The organism is Micromonospora sp. L31, assembly GCF_052068075.1.
GTDB classification, from domain to species: domain Bacteria; phylum Actinomycetota; class Actinomycetes; order Mycobacteriales; family Micromonosporaceae; genus Micromonospora; species Micromonospora purpureochromogenes.
On record NZ_JBQHDC010000002.1, the window covers coordinates 38,476 to 59,085 of the forward strand.

22 protein-coding genes are annotated in these 20,610 nt (G+C 72.4%); 17 read left to right on the plus strand and 5 right to left on the minus strand.

Annotated features, from left to right (window positions below; genetic code table 11):
- Nucleotides 1-3: 3 nt before the first annotated feature.
- Nucleotides 4-852 carry a DegV family protein gene (locus tag ACTMS9_RS06695; RefSeq protein ID WP_441145845.1) on the plus strand — a complete coding sequence of 283 codons (849 nt, stop codon included), beginning with the start codon at nucleotides 4-6 and terminating at the stop codon, nucleotides 850-852.
- A 17-nt stretch (nucleotides 853-869) separates the two neighbouring features.
- Nucleotides 870-1,631 (plus strand): SDR family NAD(P)-dependent oxidoreductase, encoded by a 762-nt coding sequence (locus tag ACTMS9_RS06700; protein ID WP_441164461.1) that lies wholly within the window; start codon nucleotides 870-872, stop codon nucleotides 1,629-1,631.
- Between the two features lie 54 nt (nucleotides 1,632-1,685).
- Here ACTMS9_RS06700 and ACTMS9_RS06705 read toward each other — a convergent pair whose 3' ends face one another.
- Complete coding sequence (locus ACTMS9_RS06705; protein WP_441164462.1) at nucleotides 1,686-2,054, minus strand: hypothetical protein; 369 nt, start codon at nucleotides 2,052-2,054, stop codon at nucleotides 1,686-1,688.
- A gap of 192 nt (nucleotides 2,055-2,246) precedes the next feature.
- On the opposite strand from ACTMS9_RS06705, the gene ACTMS9_RS06710 reads away from it, so the two are divergent.
- Together ACTMS9_RS06710 and ACTMS9_RS06715 are read left to right on the plus strand one after the other, a co-directional pair.
- Entirely contained in the window at nucleotides 2,247-3,014 is a 768-nt protein-coding gene (locus ACTMS9_RS06710; protein ID WP_441164463.1) for a DUF5753 domain-containing protein, read from the plus strand.
- A complete protein-coding gene (locus tag ACTMS9_RS06715) occupies nucleotides 3,011-3,205 on the plus strand; it encodes a DUF397 domain-containing protein (RefSeq protein WP_334455076.1) in 195 nt (64 codons plus the stop codon). Before ACTMS9_RS06710 ends, ACTMS9_RS06715 begins: the two co-directional genes overlap by 4 nt.
- Before the next feature lie 190 nt (nucleotides 3,206-3,395).
- Here ACTMS9_RS06715 and ACTMS9_RS06720 read toward each other — a convergent pair whose 3' ends face one another.
- Together ACTMS9_RS06720 and ACTMS9_RS06725 are read right to left on the minus strand one after the other, a co-directional pair.
- Complete coding sequence (locus tag ACTMS9_RS06720; RefSeq protein WP_441164464.1) at nucleotides 3,396-3,950, minus strand: hypothetical protein; 555 nt, start codon at nucleotides 3,948-3,950, stop codon at nucleotides 3,396-3,398.
- A 246-nt stretch (nucleotides 3,951-4,196) separates the two neighbouring features.
- On the minus strand, nucleotides 4,197-4,679 hold the full coding sequence (locus tag ACTMS9_RS06725) for a hypothetical protein (protein ID WP_441164465.1): 483 nt from the start codon (nucleotides 4,677-4,679) through the stop codon (nucleotides 4,197-4,199).
- Between the two features lie 322 nt (nucleotides 4,680-5,001).
- Between ACTMS9_RS06725 and ACTMS9_RS06730 the strand changes: the two genes are divergently transcribed.
- The 4 genes from ACTMS9_RS06730 to ACTMS9_RS06745 all read left to right on the plus strand — a co-directional run bounded on the left by ACTMS9_RS06730 (nucleotide 5,002) and on the right by ACTMS9_RS06745 (nucleotide 10,051).
- Complete coding sequence (locus ACTMS9_RS06730; protein ID WP_441164466.1) at nucleotides 5,002-5,952, plus strand: helix-hairpin-helix domain-containing protein; 951 nt, start codon at nucleotides 5,002-5,004, stop codon at nucleotides 5,950-5,952.
- 98 nt (nucleotides 5,953-6,050) lie between these two features.
- Nucleotides 6,051-8,459, plus strand: coding sequence for a ComEC/Rec2 family competence protein (locus ACTMS9_RS06735; protein ID WP_441164702.1), 2,409 nt, complete (start codon nucleotides 6,051-6,053; stop codon nucleotides 8,457-8,459).
- 141 nt (nucleotides 8,460-8,600) lie between these two features.
- A complete protein-coding gene (gene holA, locus ACTMS9_RS06740; protein ID WP_441164703.1) occupies nucleotides 8,601-9,581 on the plus strand; it encodes a DNA polymerase III subunit delta in 981 nt (326 codons plus the stop codon).
- Nucleotides 9,578-10,051 carry a hypothetical protein gene (locus tag ACTMS9_RS06745; RefSeq protein WP_441164467.1) on the plus strand — a complete coding sequence of 158 codons (474 nt, stop codon included), beginning with the start codon at nucleotides 9,578-9,580 and terminating at the stop codon, nucleotides 10,049-10,051. Before holA ends, ACTMS9_RS06745 begins: the two co-directional genes overlap by 4 nt.
- 532 nt (nucleotides 10,052-10,583) lie before the next feature.
- Here ACTMS9_RS06745 and rpsT read toward each other — a convergent pair.
- Nucleotides 10,584-10,850 carry a 30S ribosomal protein S20 gene (rpsT, locus tag ACTMS9_RS06750; RefSeq protein ID WP_154942482.1) on the minus strand — a complete coding sequence of 89 codons (267 nt, stop codon included), beginning with the start codon at nucleotides 10,848-10,850 and terminating at the stop codon, nucleotides 10,584-10,586.
- Nucleotides 10,851-10,963: 113 nt separating this feature from the next.
- Nucleotides 10,964-11,971 carry a phosphotransferase gene (locus ACTMS9_RS06755; RefSeq protein WP_441164468.1) on the minus strand — a complete coding sequence of 336 codons (1,008 nt, stop codon included), beginning with the start codon at nucleotides 11,969-11,971 and terminating at the stop codon, nucleotides 10,964-10,966.
- A gap of 95 nt (nucleotides 11,972-12,066) precedes the next feature.
- Here ACTMS9_RS06755 and ACTMS9_RS06760 point away from each other — a divergent pair, with 95 nt between their 5' ends.
- The 9 genes from ACTMS9_RS06760 (at nucleotide 12,067) to ACTMS9_RS06800 (ending at nucleotide 20,607) form a co-directional block, all read left to right on the plus strand.
- A complete protein-coding gene (locus ACTMS9_RS06760; protein WP_441164704.1) occupies nucleotides 12,067-12,672 on the plus strand; it encodes a DUF4240 domain-containing protein in 606 nt (201 codons plus the stop codon).
- On the plus strand, nucleotides 12,669-13,205 hold the full coding sequence (locus tag ACTMS9_RS06765) for a DUF4240 domain-containing protein (RefSeq protein WP_441164469.1): 537 nt from the start codon (nucleotides 12,669-12,671) through the stop codon (nucleotides 13,203-13,205). The genes ACTMS9_RS06760 and ACTMS9_RS06765 overlap by 4 nt, the downstream gene beginning before the upstream one ends.
- Before the next feature lie 375 nt (nucleotides 13,206-13,580).
- Nucleotides 13,581-15,458 (plus strand): translation elongation factor 4, encoded by a 1,878-nt coding sequence (gene lepA, locus ACTMS9_RS06770; RefSeq protein ID WP_441164470.1) that lies wholly within the window; start codon nucleotides 13,581-13,583, stop codon nucleotides 15,456-15,458.
- 295 nt (nucleotides 15,459-15,753) lie between these two features.
- A complete protein-coding gene (locus ACTMS9_RS06775; RefSeq protein ID WP_210778208.1) occupies nucleotides 15,754-16,041 on the plus strand; it encodes a GlsB/YeaQ/YmgE family stress response membrane protein in 288 nt (95 codons plus the stop codon).
- A 252-nt stretch (nucleotides 16,042-16,293) separates the two neighbouring features.
- The gene (locus ACTMS9_RS06780; RefSeq protein WP_154942485.1) at nucleotides 16,294-16,581 is read left to right on the plus strand and encodes a GlsB/YeaQ/YmgE family stress response membrane protein; all 288 of its coding nucleotides are present in this window, start codon (nucleotides 16,294-16,296) and stop codon (nucleotides 16,579-16,581) included.
- Nucleotides 16,582-16,787: 206 nt separating this feature from the next.
- Nucleotides 16,788-18,077, plus strand: a complete 1,290-nt coding sequence (locus ACTMS9_RS06785; protein WP_441164471.1) for a sugar ABC transporter substrate-binding protein — start codon at nucleotides 16,788-16,790, stop codon at nucleotides 18,075-18,077.
- The gene (locus tag ACTMS9_RS06790) at nucleotides 18,074-19,060 is read left to right on the plus strand and encodes a carbohydrate ABC transporter permease (protein ID WP_441145818.1); all 987 of its coding nucleotides are present in this window, start codon (nucleotides 18,074-18,076) and stop codon (nucleotides 19,058-19,060) included. The genes ACTMS9_RS06785 and ACTMS9_RS06790 overlap by 4 nt, the downstream gene beginning before the upstream one ends.
- A gap of 11 nt (nucleotides 19,061-19,071) precedes the next feature.
- Nucleotides 19,072-19,905 carry a carbohydrate ABC transporter permease gene (locus ACTMS9_RS06795; protein ID WP_441164705.1) on the plus strand — a complete coding sequence of 278 codons (834 nt, stop codon included), beginning with the start codon at nucleotides 19,072-19,074 and terminating at the stop codon, nucleotides 19,903-19,905.
- 57 nt (nucleotides 19,906-19,962) lie between these two features.
- Nucleotides 19,963-20,607, plus strand: a complete 645-nt coding sequence (locus tag ACTMS9_RS06800) for an MOSC domain-containing protein (RefSeq protein ID WP_441164472.1) — start codon at nucleotides 19,963-19,965, stop codon at nucleotides 20,605-20,607.
- The last annotated feature ends 3 nt before the right edge of the window (nucleotides 20,608-20,610 follow it).

The following is a 20,610-nucleotide window of genomic DNA, read 5'->3' on the forward strand; positions in this document are numbered from 1 at the left end:
GGCATGCCCGTCGCGGTCGTCACCGACTCCACCGCCTACCTCCCGCCCGAGCTGGTGCGGGCGCACCGGCTCACCGTGGTGCCCCTGACCGTCGTGCTCAACGGCGCGGAGGGGCTGGAGGGGATCGAGACCTTCCCCGCCGACGCCACCCGGGTGCTCGGCGGCCGGCGGGTCTCGGTCAGCACCTCCCGCCCGGCCCCGGAGCAGTTCGCGCGGACGTACCGGGAACTGCTGGACGCCGGCGCGGACGGCGTGGTGTCGGTGCACCTGTCGGCGGAACTCTCCGGCACCGTCGAGGCGGCCCGGTTGGCCGCCGCCGGGCTGGGCGACCGGGTCGAGGTGGTCGACAGCCGCGCCACCGGCATGGGCCTCGGCTTCCCGGTGCTCGCCGCCGCCACCGCCGCCGCGGCCGGCGCCGACCTTTCCGAGGTACGGCAGGCCGCCCAGGCCACCGTCGACCGCACCACCATCTACTTCTACGTCGACACGCTGGAGTTCCTCCGCCGGGGCGGCCGGATCAACGCCGCCGAGGCGCTGCTCGGCACCGCCCTCTCGGTCAAGCCGATCATGCACATGCCGGACGGCGCGATCGTGGTCCGGGACAAGGTGCGCACCGCCAGCCGGGGCGTGGCCCGCCTGGTCGACCTGGCGGTCGAGGCGGCCGGCGACGCCGAGGTGGACCTCGGGGTGCACCACCTCGCCGCGCCGCAGCGAGCCGAACAGCTCCTCGAAGCGCTCACCGAGCGGCTCGGCGACCGGCTGCACGACACGTACGTCTCCGAGGCCGGCGCGGTGGTCGCCGCCCACGCCGGGCCGGGCCTGGCCAGCGTGGTCGTGCACCGCCGGCCCTGATCTCGGGTGTGTGGACGATGTCTTACGTGGTGACCGGCGGTGGCCGTGGTGTCGGCCGTGCCGTGACGGAACGACTGCTGGACTCCGGAGGCACGGTGGTCGTCGTCGAGCGGGACCCGGACGCCCTGGCGTGGCTGCCGGCGCACTCCGCCGCCGACCGGCTGGTGCCGGTGGTCGGCGACGCGGCGGACGAAGCCGTCGCCGCACACGCCGCCGACCTGGCCGAGGGGGCTGCGCCGCTGGCCGGCTGGGTCAACAACGCGGCGGTGTTCCGGGACGCCTCGGTGCACTCCGCGCCGCCGGCGCAGGTGTGGGACCTCATCGGACTGAACGTGCGCCCGGCCCTGGTCGGCGCGACGACGGCGGTGCGCCGGTTCCTCGCCGCCGGCACCGGAGGCGCGATCGTCAACGTCTCCTCGCACCAGGCCCGCCGGCCGGTGCCGGGCTGCCTGCCGTACGCCACCGCCAAGGCGGCGGTCGAGGGGCTGACCCGGGCGCTGGCCGTGGAGTACGGGCCCCGGGGAGTGCGCACCAACGCCGTCGCGCTCGGCTCGATCCACACCGAGCGGCATGCCGCGTTCCTGGCCGAACGGGAGCCCGCCGAGGTGGAGTGGATTGAGGCGGAGCTGGCCCGGCTGCATCCGGTCGGCCGGGCCGGTCGCGTCGACGAGGTGGCGGAGGCGGTGGCGTACCTGCTGTCGGCGACCTTCGTGAACGGGGTGACCCTGCCGGTCGACGGGGGACGGGCGGTGCTGGGGCTGGACCCGGAGGCCCGCTGACCCTCGCCGGGCCGGCCCCGGCCGACGTCGTGCACCGCGCCTGAGTGTCCGCCGTCACCGGTCACGCGGAGCAGCGCGACCCGGCGGAGCAGCGCGCCTGGCCGGGGCTCTGGACAGCCAGCGCACGCCGTTCAGCAGCACGAACAGCTCCCGCTTCGCCACCGCCGTGCCGCGCGCGTTCAGCTCGTAACCCTCGATCCACGACCAGCCGTGGTACGGATGCCGGTCGGTCAGCTCGCGGATCACCCGCACCACGATCGGTCGGCTGAACTGCACGCTGGCGGCGCGGGTCAGGTACAGCACGTCGCCGGAGCGGAACGTCGGCGCGTCCCGCGATCCGGCCCTGGGCGTCGACCGGCTGGACCAGCGCGACTCCGGGATGCGGTTGTGGGGCCGCCGCCCCGACATCTTCTCTTCCGGCACATCGCTCCCCGGGGTCGAGATCGGGCGGGGCCGCCTCGCCATCCCCTCCGAGGCGACCCCCACGAACGTGGTCGCCGGGCTTCGCCTCCACCGACCACGCCGTTTCGACCAGCCTTGCCGCTCGTGTTGGGATGAATACACTGCGTTGCACTATCCTTTTCAGACGTTCGGATCGTTCCGGGGAGGCTGTGGATGAATCACGCGGTCATCGAAGCGATGTCGGCGGCGGGCGAGACGGCGGACAGCCTCGCTGCTCAGATCGGGGTCGACCCGAAGACGGCAGCCAAGTGGGCGAACCCGGGACGGATCCCACAGACGCGCCACCGAGCCCAGGTCGCCGCGATCCTCGGGCGCGAGATGGAGGACCTTTGGCCGGACGTACTCAAACGACGGGAACCAACCTGGTTGCGTGCGTGGGTCGACTGGGAGCGCGAGGCGGTCGCGCTGCGGTGGTTCGAGCTGGCCTGGGTACCCGGCCTGTTCCAGACCCAGGCTTACGCGCAAGCGACGCTGGCCGGCGAGGCGCTGACCGCGGATGAGGTGGACCAACTCGTCGCCGCGCGCCTCAACCGGCAGGCCGTCCTGCGACGGGAGCGCCCGCCCCTGCTCATCGCCGTCATCGACGAGGCGGTGTTGTACCGCTCGGCCTATGGAGACGCCGCACTCATGGCCGACCAGCTCGACTACCTGATCGAGTGTGCCGCGCTGCCGTCTGTGCAGATCCACGTCGTGCCGAGGGACGTCGGCATGTACGCCGGGCTCGGCGGACCGATCATCCTGGCAGACCTGACCGACGGTCTGCGGGTGGCGCATGTGGACGGCCAGGCTCGTGCGCAGATCATCGAGCAGGGGCCGGAAATTGCTACCCTCGAACGACGGTGGGCGCGCATTGTGGGTGAGGCTCTACCTCGGGCCCAGTCCCTCGACCTCATCAAGAAAGCGGCAGCATCATGGACATGACCGGCGCGCAGTGGCGCAAGAGCACCAAGAGCGGCAACAACGGCGGCTCGTGCGTCGAGGTCGCCGACAATCTCCCGGGCGTCGTCCTCGTCCGGGACACGAAGGACCGCGATGGCGGCACGCTGAGCTTCGGGCCGGCATCCTGGCAGAGCTTCGTGAACCTGGCGAAGTCGATCGGCCCTGTGGGCTGACTCGGATGCGGACGGCGAGCCCCGGCCACCACTGATGGGTGCCGGGGCTTTGCGTTACCCGGATCCCCGTGTGCTGACCACCGGGCCGGGTCTCAATTGGCCGGGGCGGGCAGTTTCACGCGGGCGACGACGCGGAGATCCGCCGCCCCGCATGGCACACCCGGCGGTTCTCTGGTGACCGTCGACAGAGTTATGAATTGGCCGGTCCAGGCCGAAGTTCCGGGCCGGCCTGCCGGCTTCTGAACAGCGCCCGCACCACGGGAGCGATGAAGACGGCTGATGCGATGGTCAGCACCACGGCCACAGGAGCGATGTGCTCCGTCTGCCACTCGGAATCGCCTGCGGTGATAGTCGTTTGATCGACGCCAAAGATGTCCACCGACGACGGCAGCAGCGAGGCCGGGTACCACAGCGGCGCGTATGAGTACGGCAGGCCGACACCATCGTTGAGCGTCCAGTAACCGGCCACGTGGTAGATCAACGCACTGTCGACGACGACCGCCACATCGCAGGCAACCAGGGTCGCGACGCCCAGCAGCACGACGGCGCCTGTGGCGTGCCCCCACCTCGCCAGCCGGTTCGCCAGGAATGCGCCCATGCCGAGGAGCGCCGCCCAGACGCCGGCGGTGAGCGCCTCGATCGGCAGGTACTCGGCACGTGCTCCGTGCGCGAACAGAACAAGGAGCAGCACTGCAACGATCCACAGCAGGCCGAGGCGCTTGGCCATCGACCAGGTTGAACCCATGTCGGGAGGCTACCGTAGATCGACTCGGGTCCTGAACCAGAGACGCTGGCGGCGGGACGGATTCGCCAACAGAGTCCGTCTGGGCGGGGGCTTGGGTCCTGCTACGGCGGACCGGTTGAGGTGGGACGGGCGGCGCCGGGCCCCTGGTGAGCCGTGCTCACCAGCCAGACTGAGCCGGATACGGCAAAGGCCCGACCCCTCGTGATGGAGAGAGTCGGGCCCGCGGTGCCACTTCGGGTATCCCGCCTACGCTGGGGGCTCGTTGTCCATGACGTGTACCCGATCGGGCTCGGGCAGCCGGAGAATGTGCGCCCACCATCGGACGACACCGAGGGCGATCCGCTCGGCCACCGCCTTGTCGTCAGCCACGACCTCGGCGGTCATTCTCGTCCTGCTGGTGCCGTCGATGGTGGCGCTGATCATCCGACCCCTGCGCTCGTCAGGCATCGGGCCGTCAGGCTCCTCGTACGGCTCGACCGGCACGGCAGGGTACTCCACCACCACGATCCACGTCTGACCCTCGTACGTAGCGTCAAGCTGCCCGGGGAAGATGGCGTCCCGCACCCGACGCACGAGGGCAGCGCCGAAGGCCGGCGCAGCTTGGATGATCTGCCAGGCTTGCTTGGTGACGGGGTCCATCTCGGTCCTCTCCGGGCAGGTGAGCATGTGGCGAATCGCCAACCAGTCCTCAATGGTCAGGTTGAGCTTCTTCGGCTCGTCTTCACTCACAGCAAGATCCTCTCACGCGGTCAACAGGATCTGGGCAGGTAGAGCACCGGATGGTGACGCCACCTCGGGCTTGTTCCTGGGCATGTAGCGGCGGGCGGTCGACTAGCTGACGCCAGCCTTAGTCGTCGCCCAGGATCGGCGCGCGGATGCCGGCCGGGCGACGGTACGGGCGGTGTTGGGCCTCGACCGGGGGCCTGCTGATCCGCGGGCTTCACATAGCACGGCCTCGCATGATCAGGCCGTTGTCCACAGGGCTCTGCCTCGTCCACAGGTGGTGACCGTCGGCCGGTGGCGCCGGTCCTTTCCTCCCTAGCCTCGCCGCGTGTCACACGACGAGGAGACGATGGTGCGGCAGCGGCTGTTCCGGCTGGTCCGGGCGGTGCCGTCCGGGGGCGAGGCGTCGCACCTCCCGCCCGCCCCGCCACCCGCCGAACCGGCTCCGGTGTCCCAGTCCGGTCCGGCCGCCGATTCGGCTTCCGCATCCCCGCTCGGCCCGTCCGCCGACCTCGCCGCGTCGTCTCCGTCCGGCCGGCCGCGACGTTCCGCCCCGACGACATCGACTCCCTTGGCGGCCGTTGACGAGGCCGACTACGGGGTGCCGCTACCCGACGAGCACGTTCCCACCGTCGCCCCGGCGTCGCGGTTGCCCGGGCCGGGTGCCTTCGACCCCGGGCGACGTGGCGTGCGGGCGCTCGCCGCCGTAGCGGTGCTCGTGGTGCTCGGGGCCGGCTGCTGGGCCTGGCGGTCCCGGCCGCAGGCCGAACCGGTCCGCCCGGTGGCGTCGGTGTCCGCACCCGAGGTCTCCACCGCACCCGAGGCCACCGCGACCGGCACCGGCGAGCTGGTCGTCGCGGTCGCCGGCAAGGTACGCCGCCCCGGCCTGGTCCGGGTGCCGGCCGGCGCGCGGGTGGCCGACGCGGTGCAGGCGGCCGGCGGTGCGCTCCCCGGTGTGGACGTGGCCCTGCTCAACCCGGCCCGCAAGGTGGCCGACGGGGAGCTGATTTTGGTCGGGGTCGCCGCGCCGCCCGGCCAGCCCGGCGCCGCCGCGCCCCCGGCCGCCGGTGGCCCGGCTGTACCGGGCGGGCTGGTCAACCTCAACACCGCGACGTTGGCGCAGCTCGACGGGCTGCCCGGGGTCGGTCCGGTGCTCGCCCAGCGCATCCTGACCCACCGGGACCAGCACGGCGGCTTCCGCTCGGTCGGTGACCTGCGCCAGGTCGACGGCATCGGCGACGCCCGCTACGAGCAGCTCAAGGACCTGGTGACGGTGTGAGGCCGACGGCGGAAGGCGGGGCGAAGCAGATTCGTGGACCTGCGCACGGCCAGGTGGCGGCGGCTGGGCCGGTCCGTGGCGATGGGTCGGTGTCCGGTGTGGTGGGTGGTCGGCCGGATCGGGGCGGTGGCTCGTCCCTCGGGGTGGAGTCGTCCGGCGAGCCGCCGGACCTGCGGCTCGCCGGCCTGGCGGTGGCCGCGTGGCTCGCGGCGCTGGCCTGCCTGCACCTCACCGCGCCGACCGCGGCGCTGCTCGCCGCCACCGCCGCCGGTCTCGCCGTCCTGGTCACCGCCCATCTGCTCGGCGTGCTCGGCCGTCCGGCCAGGCCCGTCCGCCGGTACGGCTGGATCGTCGTCGCGGTGCTGATCGGGGTGGTCTGCGGCGCCAGCGCCACCGCCGCCCGCCTGCACGTCCGAGACGCCGCCCCGCTGCGCGCCCTGGCCGACGACCGGGTCCGGGTCACCGCCGAGCTGGTGCTCCGCGACGATCCCCGCCCGATCCGGGGCGCTCCCGGTCGGCCGGCGACCCTGCTGGTGACCGCCGAGCTGACCCGCCTGGCCGCTGGCGACGGCCGACGGGTGAGCGCCCCGGTACGGGTACTGGTGCTGGCCACCGACCCAGCCTGGCGCGGGCGGCTGCCGGGGCAGCGGCTCACCGCCGAGGGGCGGCTGACCGCGCCGCGCGGGGGAGACCTGACCGCCGCCGTGCTGATCGTGCCGGGCTCGCCGGTTACGCACGGTCCACCGCCGTGGCTCCAGCGGGCCGCCGGCACGCTCCGCGCCGGCCTGCAACGGGCCTGCGCCCCACTCCCCGACGACCAGGGCGGCCTGCTTCCCGGGCTGGTAGTGGGGGACACCAGCCAACTGCCGGCCACCGTGGAGGAGGACTTCCGGGCCACCGGGATGACCCACCTCAACGCCGTCTCCGGCTCCAACGTGGCGATCGTGGTGGGTGCGGTGCTGCTCCTGGTCCGCTGGGCGCGGGCCGGCCCGGGCGTGGCGGCCGTGCTCTGCGGGCTGGCCCTGGTCGGCTTCGTGATCCTGGTCCGTCCCTCGCCGAGCGTGGTACGGGCCGCGACCATGGGGGCGATCGGGCTGGCCGCGCTGGCCGCCGGGCGGCCCCGGGCGGCGCTGCCCGCGCTGAGCGCCGCGGTGGCTGTCCTGATTTTGGTGGACCCCGAACTGGCCGGGGACGCCGGCTTCGCGCTCTCCGTGCTGGCCACCGGCGGGCTGCTGCTGCTGGCGCCAAGGTGGCGGGACGCGTTGCGGCGGCGGGGCGTACCGGCGGGGCTGGCCGAGGCGCTGGCCGTACCGGCGGCGGCGCAGCTCGCCTGCGGACCGGTGGTGGCCGGCATCTCCGGCACGGTCAGCCTGGTCGCGGTGCCGGCGAACCTGCTGGTGGTGCCCGCTATCGCGCCCGCCACGGTGCTCGGGGTGCTGGCCGCCGCCGTCTCGCCGATCTGGCCGGCCGGCGCCGAGTTCGCCGCCTGGCTGGCGAGCTGGCCGGCCTGGTGGCTGGTGACCGTCGCCCGGGTCGGCGCGCGGTTGCCGGCGGGCACGCTGCCGTGGCCCGGCGGGGTGCCGGGTGCGCTGCTGCTGGCCGGTCTGACCGTGGCGCTGCTGCTCGCCACCCGGCGGCCGGTGGTGCGCCGGCTGGTGGCGGTCGGTACCGCCGCGGTGATCCTCGGGACCCTGCCCGTCCGGATCCTCGCCAGTGGGTGGCCGCCGGCCGGCTGGGTGATCGTCGGCTGCGCGGTGGGCCAGGGCGACGCCCTGGTGCTGCCGGTGGCGGCCGGGCGGGCCGTGGTGGTCGACGCCGGCCCGGAACCGTCCGCCGTGGACGGCTGCCTGCGCCGGCTCGGCGTACGGGAGGTGTCGCTGCTGGTGGTGAGCCACTTCCACGCCGACCACGTGGGCGGTGTCGCCGGGGTCTTCCGGGGGCGGCGCGTGGTCGAGGTACGCACCCCGGGGCTCGCCGAGCCGGCGGCCGGGCGGGACCTCGTCGCCGGCGCGGCGGCCGGCGCCGCCGTACTCGGAGCCGCTGCGGCCGGCTGGTCGTACCGGGCGGGCGGTGTGGAGCTGGTCGCTTTGGGTCCGCCGTATCCGCTGCACGGCACCCGGTCCGACCCGAACAACAACTCCCTGGTGCTGCGCGCCACCGTGGCCGGGGTGCGCATCCTGCTCGCCGGGGACGCCGAGACCGAGGAGCAGCGCGCCCTGCTGGACCGGGTGCCGCCCGCCGGCCTGCGGGCCGAGGTGCTCAAGGTCGCCCACCACGGCAGCGCGTACCAGGATCCGGCGTTCCTCGACGCCGTCCGGCCCGCCGTCGCGCTGGTCGAGGTCGGCGTCGACAACGACTACGGGCACCCCAGCCCAACCGTGCTGGCCCGGCTGGCCCGGGGTGGCGTCCGGGTGCTGCGTACCGACACGGACGGGGACGTGGCGGTGGTGACCGGCAGGCACGGACTGGCGGTGGTAACGCGGGGCGTCGCGCCGGGACGACGGTGACCGCATTGAGGGATCGCCGGATCGAGGCGCATTGTGGGGGTGGGCCCGCATTAACGTAAATGTCTGGATTTGCGCTGAGTGCGGGGTCCGCCGTCACAGCCGCCGATGACCAGGCACGATCCCCCGGTGGACCGTGCCAAGATGGGCGGCGTGACCGCCGCCAGCCTCCCTCCCATTCTGCTCGTCCTCGGCGACGAGGAGCTGCTCGCCACGCGCGCGGTGACGGAAGCGGTGGCGAAGGTCCGCAGCGTCGACCCCGACGTGGACGTCCGCGAGTACCAGGCCGGGTCGCTGACGGTCGGCGAGATCGCCGAGATGCTCAGCCCTTCGCTCTTCGGCGGGCGGCGGGTGCTGGTGCTCCGGGCCGGCCAGGACGCCCGGAAGGATCTCGCGACCGCGCTGATCGCGTACGCGAAGAACCCCGACCCGGACGTCCAGTTGGTGGTGCTGCACCTGGGCGGGGCGAAGGGCAAGGCGTTCGCCGACGGGCTGAAGGCGTCCGGCGCCACCGTGGTGCCCGCGATGAAGCTCAAGGGTCACCGGGAGCGGGTGGCGTTCGTCCGGGACGAGATCCGCCGCAGCGGCGGGAAGTGCACCGAGGACGCCGCCGAGGCGCTGATCGCCGCTGTCGGCGGGGACCTGCGGGACCTGGCCGCAGCCTGCTCCCAGCTGATCGCCGACACCGACGGGCGGATCGGCGCCGACACGGTGGCCCGGTACTACCGGGGCCGGGTCGAGGTGACCGGCTTCACGGTCGCCGACGCGACCATGATCGGTGACGTCCCGGGGGCGCTGGAGGCACTGCGCTGGGCCCTGCACGTCGGGGTCGACCCGGTGCCGATCGCCGATGCCCTCGCCGACGGGGTGCGCACCGTGGCCCGGGTCGCCGCCGCCGGCCGGGGCGACCCGTACCAGCTCGCCAGCACCCTCGGCATGCCCGCCTGGAAGATCAAGAACGCGCAGCAACGGGCCCGGGGCTGGACCCCGGAGGGCCTGGTCGAGGCGATGCGGGCCGCCGCCGAGTGCAACGCGGCGGTCAAGGGCGGCGCGGACGACCGGGCGTACGCGCTGGAGAAGGCGGTCTTCTCCGTCGCGGCCGCCCGGCGGGGCGGCGCCCGGTGACCGGCCCCACCCGGACGGCGTGGAGCACCGTGCCCGGCGAGGACGAGCGGTACCGCCCGCTCTACGCCCGGGCGCTCGGGCTGCGCGTCGTCAACCCGGGTGGGGTGCTCTGCTTCCTCTTCTTCGAAGGCGCGGTGGCGCTCGCCGTGCTGCTCGCCCTGGCCGAGCTGGTGAGTTGGTGGGCGGTGGTGGTGCTGCCCGCCGCCGTGGCCCTGATGGTCAAGCTCAACGACATGGTGGCCGAGCGGGTCGTCCGCTCGGCGGCGCTCGTGCCGGAGCAGGAACGGGACCGGTTCCGGCGGCAGATGGAGCCGGTCGTCGGGCGGGCGCGGGTGCCCCGCACCCTGCCCGGCATGGTGGTCGCCACCGAGCCCTCGCGCGCTCCGGTGTGGCAGCGGCAGCAGGCGCACTGGTCGCCGGAGCTGCGCCGGCCCGCCGGCCCGGACGGCCACCCCGCCGACCGACCCTGACCTGATCGACCCCGTCTGCGCGGCATCTCTGCCGTGGTCGCTGCCGGCCGCCCGCCCACTCGCGGTCAGTCGGATCGTGAACGCCGCGTCACCCGGTGCGGGCGAGAGGGCACCGAGGCGCACGGAGTGGTGGGCACCTGTGATCGTCTCCGCTTGCGGCGTGTCGCGCTGTCCGAGCGGCGGCGATACCGCGACACGCCGCAAACGGAGTGGACCAACCGCGTCACCCGGTGCGGGCAGGGGACGTCGACGCGCACGGAGCGGCGGGCGGCTGTGATCGTCTCCGTTTGCGGCGTGTTGCGGTGTCCGAGCACGGCGATACCGCGACACGCCGCAAACGGAGTGGATCAGGCGAGGTCAATCGAGGCGTGACGGCGGGTGGGAAGACTCCACGCGGCACCGACGCCCGAGCGCGGCGCCAACACCCAGCCGGCGGGCGGACGCAGGGCGGGGCCGTCCAAGTGTCGGAGGGCGGACAGCCTGAAGCCCCGGGCATAGCCCGGGGCTTCAGGTCAGGTCTGAGGTCGCTCGGTCAGGCCGAGAGCGAGCCGACGCGCTTCGCGATCGCCGACTTCCGGTTCGCCGCCTGGTTGGCGTGGATGACGCCCTTGCTGGCGGCCTGGTCCAGCTTGCGGGCCGCGTCACGCATGAGAACGGTGGCCTTCTCGGCGTCACCGGCCTCCGCAGCCTCGTTGAACTTCCGGATGGCGGTCTTCAGCGACGACTTGACCGACTTGTTACGCAGCCGGCGCTTCTCGTTCTGCCGGTTGCGCTTGATCTGGGACTTGATGTTCGCCACGCGACAGCCTCGTCTTGATAGCTCGGTTTGGTCTGCTTCTGCGCGCGACAAGCAGGCGTCATCGCTGCGCGAAGAGCCAGGTTACCAGGTCGGCCGGGACGAGCCAAAACGACTCAGCTCCAGCCCTGCCGAACGGCCAGCCAGCGCAGCGCCTGCTCCCCGCTGAACCGCTGGTGCGCGCCCAGGTGCGGAGAGACCGCCGGTGCGGGGTGCGGGACAGGTGGGGCCGGTGGTGGGCCGGCGGCGGCGGAGGTGAGGTAGTAGCCGGCCAGTGCGGCCAGCGTCACGTCGAGGGCGTCCGGCGGGGCGCCGGCTGTGGCCGGATGGCCGGCGAAGATCGCGTCCACGGGCAGCCCGTCGGCGTACCCGGTGATCAGCAAGCCGGCCAGGTCGAACCAGGCGGGGCCGTGGCAGACCCAGTTCCAGTCGCAGAACCAGGCCCGCCCGCCGGCGTCGAGCAGCACGTTGTCCACCCGCAGGTCGCCGTGGACCAGGCCGCGGCCGGCGGCGGCGTACCCGGGCAGCCGGGACTCCAGCGCGACCAGCTCGGGCAGGCGGCCGTGCGCGGCGGCCGGCATCGGTGGCGCCGGTTCGCGCCCGGCGGCCACCTCGCCCCACCAGAGGATGTCGTCGCGGGCCAGGTCCGTCAGGCGGGGCAGGTCGAGGGCGACCAGCGCGGCGGGCGGGTCGGCCAGCGCGGCGGCCAGCTCGGCGTACCCGGCGAGGACGGCGTCCAGCTCGATCCGGTCCCAGGGCAGCCGGGGCGTGCGGCCGTCGACGGCGTCCAGGGCGAGCGCGTACCAGCCGGACGCGGTCAGCGCCCAGCGTGGGCGGGGGACCGGCAGGCCGGCCGGGAGTCGGGCGAGGACTGCCGACTCCCGGGCGTACCAGTCGGCCAGGTGCCGCTGGTGGGTCAGGTCGGCGGCCTTGACGAAGATCCGGCGGCCGTCCGCGCCGGTCAGCAGGGCGGCGAACCCGCCGGTGAAGCCCGCTGTCGCGGTACGCGCCGACATCACCGGCGCGCCGAGCCGGTCCGCCACCGCGGCGCGCAGCCCGGCGGGCAGCGCCGACCAGTCCGGCCGGACGGCGGTGGCGTGGTACGGCACCGGGAGCGCGGGCACGCCACCATGCTGCCCCCGCCGGTGCGCCCCCGCCCAGCCGCGTGGCCCGTCCCAGCTGCCTGTCGTACCGCGCTGGCAGCATCCGGCCCGTGCGCATGGACGAGTTCTGGGAGTTGATCGAGCGGTCCGCCGCCGTCACCGCCAGCGGAGACGAGCGGTTGGCCTGGCTCACCGACCGGCTGGCGGAGCGGCCCGCCGGCGAGGCGGTGGACTTCGCCGTCCGGCTCGACGAGATGCGGGGCCGGGTCGACACCTGGCGGCACTGGGGCGCGGCGCTGCTGATCTGCGGTGGCCTCTGCCCCGACGACGGCTTCCACTACTTCCAGGCCTGGCTGGTCGGGCTCGGCCGGGCGGCCTTCGAGCGGGTCGCCGACGACCCGGACGCGCTCGCCGACCTCCCGCAGGTACGTCGCCTGGCCGGGCGGCACCCGCGCGAGTGGGCGGAGGACGAGTGGCCGGAGTGGGAGTGCCTGGACTACGTCGCGGACGAGGCGTACGAGCGGGTCACCGGCGAGGAGGAGGGCCTGGACGAGGCCGTCGAGGCCCGGGGGCGGGAGCTGAGCTCTTCGCCCGACCGCGTCGACGAGCGGTGGGATCTCGGCGACCGGGCCGAACTGGCCCGCCGGTACCCGCGACTCGCCGCCATGTTCCCGCTGCCGGATCGTGCCCGGGAGCGGGTCTGGGAGACTGCCAGGCCATGAGGACCGACGACTTCTGGCAGCTGATCGACGAGGCGCGGGCCGGCGCCGGGGGAGAGGGCGACGCGGTCGCCGCCCGCGCGGTCGCCCTGCTGGCCGAGCGGGACCCGGAGGACATCGTCGGGTACGCGCGCCACCAGCAGCGGGTGCTCTCCGCCTCCTACCGGGTCGACCTCTGGGGCGCGGCCTACCTGATCAACGGGGGCGCCTCGGACGACGGTTTCGAGTACTTCCGGGGCTGGTTGATGACCCAGGGCCGGGCGGTGTTCGCCCGGGCGGTGGGGGACCCGGACTCCCTGGCGGAGCTGCCCCGGGTGCGGGCCGCCGCGCTCAGCGGCGAGGAGTTCGAGTGCGAGGACATGCTCGCGGTGCCGTGGGAGGCGTACCGGAAGGCGACCGCGACCGAGCTGCCGGCGGAGCGGGACCCGGTCGTGGTGCCCGACCTCAACGACTTCTGGGACTTCGACGACGAGGACGAGGCCCGGCGCCGGCTGCCCCGGCTGGCCGCGCTCTTCGTCGAGCCGCCGGAGGAGTGACCCGCTGGCCCCCCGCCCCGCCCCGCCCCTCCCCGCCCCTCCCGCGATCTTGCACTTTCTGCCCTGACTTTTCGGTCATAAGGCGCACATCGAGGGCCATAAGTGCAAGATCGCGGGAGGGGCGGGGCGAGGGCGGAGAGGAGGGGAGGGGGTTTTCCACAGGGGGGTTCGGAGGCGGCCGGGTCGAGCGCCGCCACGGGCCGGCCGGGCCGTGGGAGGAGTGACCCGGCCCAGCCGGGGAAGGCCGGGGTGGGCCGCCCGGCGGTGAGCCGCGGCACCCAGGTGTGATCGGACCGCGTCCCGAGCGACGTGGGAGCATAGAGGGGGCCGGCGGCGCGCCGGCCCGCTCACGTCAGCCGACCAGAACGGACCGCTGTGCCACCGAAGCTCGATCCCGGCGCGAACGCTCCTGGTTCCACCGACCCGGCGCGCATCCGGAACTTCTGCATCATCGCCCACATCGACCACGGGAAGTCGACCCTGGCCGACCGGATGTTGCAGCTCACCGGCGTGGTCGACCCCCGGCAGATGCGCGCGCAGTACCTCGACCGGATGGACATCGAGCGCGAGCGCGGCATCACCATCAAGAGCCAGGCCGTCCGCATGCCGTGGACCATCCGGGAGGGCGACCGGGCCGGCGAGCACGCCGTGCTCAACATGATCGACACCCCGGGCCACGTCGACTTCACCTACGAGGTGTCCCGCTCGCTGGCCGCCTGCGAGGGCGCCGTCCTGCTGGTCGACGCCGCGCAGGGCATCGAGGCGCAGACGCTGGCCAACCTCTACCTGGCGCTCGAGAACGACCTGCACATCATCCCGGTGCTCAACAAGATCGACCTGCCGGCCGCCCAGCCGGAGAAGTACGCCGAGGAGCTGGCCCACCTGATCGGTGGCGACCCGGCGGACTGCATCAAGGTCTCCGGCAAGACTGGCGAGGGCGTGCCGTACCTGCTCGACGAGATCGTCCGGCAGTTCAAGCCGCCGGTCGGCAACGCCGACGCGCCCGCCCGGGCGATGATCTTCGACTCGGTGTACGACGTCTACCGGGGCGTGGTCACCTACGTCCGGGTGATCGACGGGCGGATCAGCGCGCGCGACCGGATCAAGATGATGTCCACCGCCGCGGTGCACGAGCTGCTGGAGATCGGCGTCATCTCGCCGGAGATGGTGAAGGCCGACGCCCTGGGGGTCGGCGAGGTGGGTTACCTGATCACCGGCGTGAAGGACGTCCGCCAGTCCCGGGTCGGTGACACGGTCACCATCAACTCGCGGCCGGCGACCGAGGCGCTGGGCGGTTACAAGGACCCGAAGCCGATGGTCTACTCCGGCCTCTACCCGATCGACGGCTCGGACTACCCCAACCTGCGTGAGGCGCTGGACAAGCTCAAGCTCAACGACGCCGCGCTCGACTACGAGCCGGAGACCTCGGGGGCGCTCGGCTTCGGCTTCCGTTGCGGCTTCCTCGGCCTCCTGCACATGGAGATCATCCAGGAGCGGCTGGAGCGGGAGTACAACCTAGACCTGATCTCCACCGCGCCGAACGTGGTCTACCGGGCCATCACCGAGGACGGCCAGGAGATCGTGGTGACCAACCCGAGCGAGTACCCCACCGGCAAGATCGCCGAGGTGTACGAGCCGGTCGTGCGCGCCACCGTGCTGACCCCGAACGACTACGTCGGCGCGGTGATGGAGCTCTGCCAGGGCCGCCGGGGCAGCCTGCTCGGCATGGACTACCTCTCCGCCGACCGGGTGGAGCTGCGCTACACGCTGCCCCTCGCGGAGATCATCTTCGACTTCTTCGACCAGTTGAAGAGCCGCACCAAGGGCTACGCCTCGTTGGACTACGAGCCCTCCGGCGAGCAGGCGTCCGACCTGGTCAAGGTCGACATCCTGCTGCACGGCGAGCCGGTGGACGCGTTCAGCGCGATCGTGCACAAGGACAAGGCGTACAACTACGGGGTCACCATCGCGGCCAAGCTGCGCAACCTGATCCCGCGCCAGCAGTTCGAGGTGCCGATCCAGGCCGCCATCGGCAGCCGGGTGATCGCGCGGGAGACCATCCGGGCGATCCGCAAGGACGTGCTCGCCAAGTGCTACGGCGGTGACATCAGCCGTAAGCGCAAGCTGCTGGAGAAGCAGAAGGAAGGCAAGAAGCGGATGAAGATGGTCGGCCGGGTGGAGGTCCCCCAGGAGGCCTTCATCGCCGCCCTCTCCTCCGACTCCGGCGACGCCAAGGCGCCGGGCAAGAAGTAGCGCGACGGCCGACGGCCGGCATCCTCCTGCGGGGGTGCCGGCCGTTTCGCGTGCCCGCCGCCGGACCGTACCCGGGAAATTTCCGGTGGCCGCCGCGGCCCTGCCCGGTGCCGGCCCATGCGGCCTGAGCTGCGGGTTTGCCGTGCTGCGCGGCAATCGACGCGGGGGTTGCGTATCGACAGGGGGCGACAGCCGTTTCGCTGAGTCGGTTTGGATTTTCGGACGGTCGGGAATCTAGCGGTCACGACAGGAACCACACACACCGTGTGACTCAATCTTCAGAAGGAGGGCGACCGTGGAGCTCACCGTTTGGGGCATCATCACCGCGATCGTTGTTGGTCTCATCGTCGGCGCTCTGGGCCGCCTGGTCGTGCCGGGCCGTCAGAACATGCCGATCTGGCTGCACATGCTGATCGGTGTCGGCGCGGCCCTGCTGGGCACCGTGCTGGCGCGGGCCATGGGCATCGCGACCGAGACCGCCGGCATCGACTGGATGGAGCTGCTGGTGCAGGTTGTGCTGGCCGCCATCGCCGTGGCCCTGGTGGCCGGCGTGGGTCGTCGCCGCAGCGTCACCCACCGGTAATCCAGCGCAGCGCACGCTCAGCGGGCGCCCGTACCCCTCGGGGGCGGGCGCCCGCTCGCGTCCGCGCCCGGAATCCCGGCCCACCGCCCGCTCACGTCCGCTTCTCAGCGACGGCTGCGACGAAAGTGCAGGTCACGGCGAGCCTCGACCAGATCGTCCCCGGAGTCGGTTTGGGAAATCGCGGGATCGGGAACCTATCGATCACGCCAAGAATCACACATCGTGTGTCATACCTACAGAAGGAGGACGGTCGTGGAGCTCACCGTCTGGGGCATCATCACCGCCATCGTCGTCGGTCTCATCGTCGGCGCGCTGGGCCGCCTGCTCGTGCCGGGTCGGCAGAACATGCCGATCTGGCTGCACATGCTGATCGGTATCGGCGCGGCCCTGCTGGGCACCGTGCTGGCGCGGGCCATGGGCATCGCCACCGAGACCGCCGGCATCGACTGGATGGAGCTGCTGGTCCAGGTCGTGCTCGCCGCCATCGCCGTGGCCCTGGTGGCCGGCGTGGGTCGCCGCCGCAGCGTCACCCACCGGTAAGCAGCGACAACGCTCTTCGACGGGCGCCCGACCCTGAGGTCGGGCGCCCGTCCGCGCCCGTCCGCGTACCCGGAACGGGTCTGCTCCCCGACCCGCCGGCTGCGGTACCGTCGCCTCGCCCGCAACCCGCCCCTGTCGTAAAGGAATTTTTCCTACTAGGGTGCGGCAGAGAAGGTTACTGCCAGACGGCGCGAGGGAGAAGTGGCGTGAACAGGTGGAAGCGGCTGGCTCCGGTCACCGCCGTCGTGGCCTCGGCCGCGATGGTGCTCGCCGGTTGCGGGGGCTCCGGCGACGACGAAGCGGCCGACAAGAGCAAGCTCACGGTCTGGATGATGGGCGAGGGCAGCGACGCCCAGACGAAGTTCCTCGACGGCGTCGAGACCGAGTTCCGGCAGAAGCACCCCGACACCGACGTGGTCGTCCAGTACATCCCCTGGCTGGAGGCGCCGAAGAAGTTCCAGGCGGCGCTCGCCGGCGGTGAGGGGCCGGACATCACCGAGCTGGGCAACACCGAGACCCAGGGCTGGGCGGCCCAGGAGGCGCTCGCCGACGTCACCGGGAAGATGTCCGGCTGGGCGGAGAGCAAGGACATCCTGCCCGACCTGGTGAAGAACGCCCAGCTCGACGGCAAGCAGTACGGCGTCCCGTGGTACGCCGGCGTCCGCGGCATCTACTACCGCACCGACTGGTTCGCCGAGGCCGGCGTGAAGACGCCGACCAACTGGGACGAGCTGGTCGCCACCGCCAAGGCCGTGCAGGCCAAGAAGCCGGGCACCTACGGCATCGCGCTGCCGGGCAACTCCGAGCTGCCCTTCTACTCGTTCCTCTGGGGCGCCGGCGGCGAGATCGCCACCAACCAGGGCGGCACCTGGAAGTCCGGTTACACCACCCCGGAGGCGCAGAAGGCGGTCAAGTTCTGGACCGACCTGGTCACCGTGCACAAGGTCGCCCCGCCGGCCGCCGCCGGCTGGAACGAGATCGACGCCCGCACCCAGTTCGCCACCGGCAAGGCGGCGATGGCCTTCGGCGGTAGCTGGCAGGGCGGCGCCATCAAGAAGGACAACCCCGACATCGAGAAGGTCTGGGGCACCTTCCCGATCCCCGGCCCGGACGGCAAGCCGGCCCCGGCGTTCGCCGGCGGCTCGGACGTCGCCCTCTGGAAGGACAGCAAGAAGCAGGACCTGGCGTGGGACTACCTCACCGTCCTGCTGAACAAGAAGAACGCGAAGACCTTCGCCAGCAGCCTCAACTTCTTCCCGGTCTACTCCGACCTGGTCAGCGGCGGTGAGTACGCCAACGACAAGGTCATGGCCGCGTTCGCCACCACCATGCAGAACACCAAGGTCACCCCGCTGACCCCGAAGTGGGTGGAGGTCAGCCGCACCAAGACGGTGACCCAGGCGATGAACAGCTCGGTCATGAAGGGGCAGAAGACGGTCGAGCAGGCCACCGCTGACGCCGCCGCCGAGATGGAAGGCATTTTGAACAAGAAGTGAGCTTACTGACCAAGAACACCGGGACTGCCGCCGTGCGGAAGACCTCCGCACGGCGGCGGCCCCGCGTGGACCGCCTGCCGTACCTGCTCCTGCTGCCCTGCCTGGTGGTCATCGGGGTGCTGCTGCTCTGGCCGCTCGGCCAGGTGGTGGCGATGTCGTTCTACAAGCTGGACAGCGTCCGGCAGCTGCGCGGCGACCGCGAGTGGCCGTGGGTGGGGCTGGGCAACTACACCCAGATCCTCGGTGACCCGTTCTTCCGTACGGTGCTGCGCAACACGGTGCTCTTCGCCGCCGCGAACGTGGTGCTGACGATGATCCTCGGCACCCTGGTCGGGCTGCTGCTCCACCGGCTCGGCCGGCGGATGGCCACCTTCGTGGCGAGCTGCGTCATGCTCGCCTGGGCCACCCCGGCACTGACCGGCACGATCGTCTGGAAGTGGATCTTCGACGACACCAGCGGGCTGGTCACCTGGCTGTTCAACAAGTTGCCCGACGGGCTGTCGACCGCGCTCTTCGGCCGCAGCGACTGGACCGGGTACGGCTGGTTCAACTCGCCGCTGCTCTTCTTCGCCATCCTCACCCTGGTGGTGGTCTGGCACTCGTTCCCGTTCATCGCGGTGAGCGTGCTCGCCGGGCTCAAGAGCGTGCCGAGCGAGCTGCACGAGGCGGCCCGGGTCGACGGGGCCGGGCCGTGGAAGGTGTTCTGGAAGATCACCTTCCCGTTGCTGCGGCCGGTCTTCGGGATCCTGATCGTGCTCAGCACCATCTGGGACTTCAAGGTCTTCACCCAGCAGTTCGTACTGGCCGGCGGCACCCAGGACCGGCCGACGTTCATGCTCTCCATCTACTCGTACGCCGAGGCATTCTCGCCGCCGCCCAAGTACGGCGTGGGCTCCGCGATCGCGGTCATCCTCACCCTGATCCTGCTGGTGGTGACCGGTCTCTACGTCCGCATGGTGCTCAAGCAGGAGGAGGACGCGTGAGGCGCGGCGCGATGGTGAAGCGGGTCGCCCTCAACGGCGCGGGCCTGCTGGTGGCGCTCTTCGCCGCCTTCCCCGTCTACTGGATGGTCGCCACGTCGCTGAAGCCCAACCGGGAGATCTTCTCGTCGACGCCCCGGCCGGTGCCGGCCGAACCGACCCTGGAGCACTACCGGGAGATCCTCACCGGCAACCTGATCCCGGGCGTGACGTTCGCCGACTTCTTCCTCAACAGCGCTCTGGTGGCGGTGAGCACGGTGCTGCTCAGCGGCCTGGTCGCGCTGCTCGCGGCCACCGCGGTGGCCCGGTTCCGCTTCACGCTCCGGACCAGCTTCCTGATCATGCTGCTGGTGGTGCAGATGATCCCGCTGGAGGCGCTGGTCATCCCGCTGTTCCTGATGATCCAGCGGCTCGGTCTCTACAACACCCTGCCCAGCCTGATCCTGACCTACCTCGGCTTCTCGCTGCCGTTCGCGGTCTGGATGCTGCGCGGTTTCGTGGCCGCGGTGCCCAAGGAGCTGGAGGAGGCCGCGGCGATCGACGGAGCCAGCCGGGCCCAGATCTTCCGCCGGATCCTCTTCCCGCTGGTGGCGCCGGGCCTGGTCGCGACCAGCATCTTCTCCTTCATCACCGCCTGGAACGAGCTGATCTTCGCGTTGACCTTCGTCAACGACCAGGACCGGTACACCCTGCCGGTGGCGATGACCTTCTTCTTCGGCCGGGACGACACCGCGTGGGGGTCCGTGATGGCCGCCTCGACGCTGTTCACCCTGCCGGTGATCGTCTTCTTCCTGCTGGTGCAGCGCCGGATGGTCTCCGGGCTGGTCGCCGGCGCCGTCAAGGGCTGAGCCGACGGCGGATCGGCGGGTGCCCCGGACCCGGCGTCCACGGCTAGGCTCTGCGCCATGACGGGCAGGCTGGCGGCGGTGAACCTCGGCGTGGTGACCGAGGCGGAGTGGGCGGGCGACGCGAGCGGCCGCACCGGCATCGACAAGCGACCGGTCGACGGTCCGGTGCTGCTGCGCGCCGACGGGGTGGCCGGGGACTTCATCGGCGAGCGGGCCCACCACGGCGGCCCCGACCAGGCGGTCTACGCGTACGCGGGGGAGGACGCCGAGTGGTGGTCGGCGGAGCTGGGGCGCACCGTCCCGCCCGGCGGGTTCGGCGAGAACCTGACCACCTCGGCGGTGGACGTGACCGGGGCGGTCATCGGCGAGCTGTGGGCGATCGGCTCGGCGGTGCTCCAGGTGACCAAGCCGCGTACCCCCTGCACCACCTTCGCCGGGTTCTGGGGCGTACCCGACCTGATCAAGCGGTTCACGGTGCGGGCGGCGCCCGGGGCGTACCTGCGGGTGCTGCGCGAGGGGGAGGTCGGCGCGGGCGACCCGGTCGAGGTCGTGGACCGGCCCGCGCACGGGGTCACCATCGGCGAGGTGTTCCGGGCGATGAACCTCGAACCGGAACTGCTGCCCCGGCTGCTGGACGCCGCCGAGCTGCCGGAGCCGGTCCTGAAGAAGGTCCGTCGCCGGGTGGCCGGCACCCGCCCCTGACCC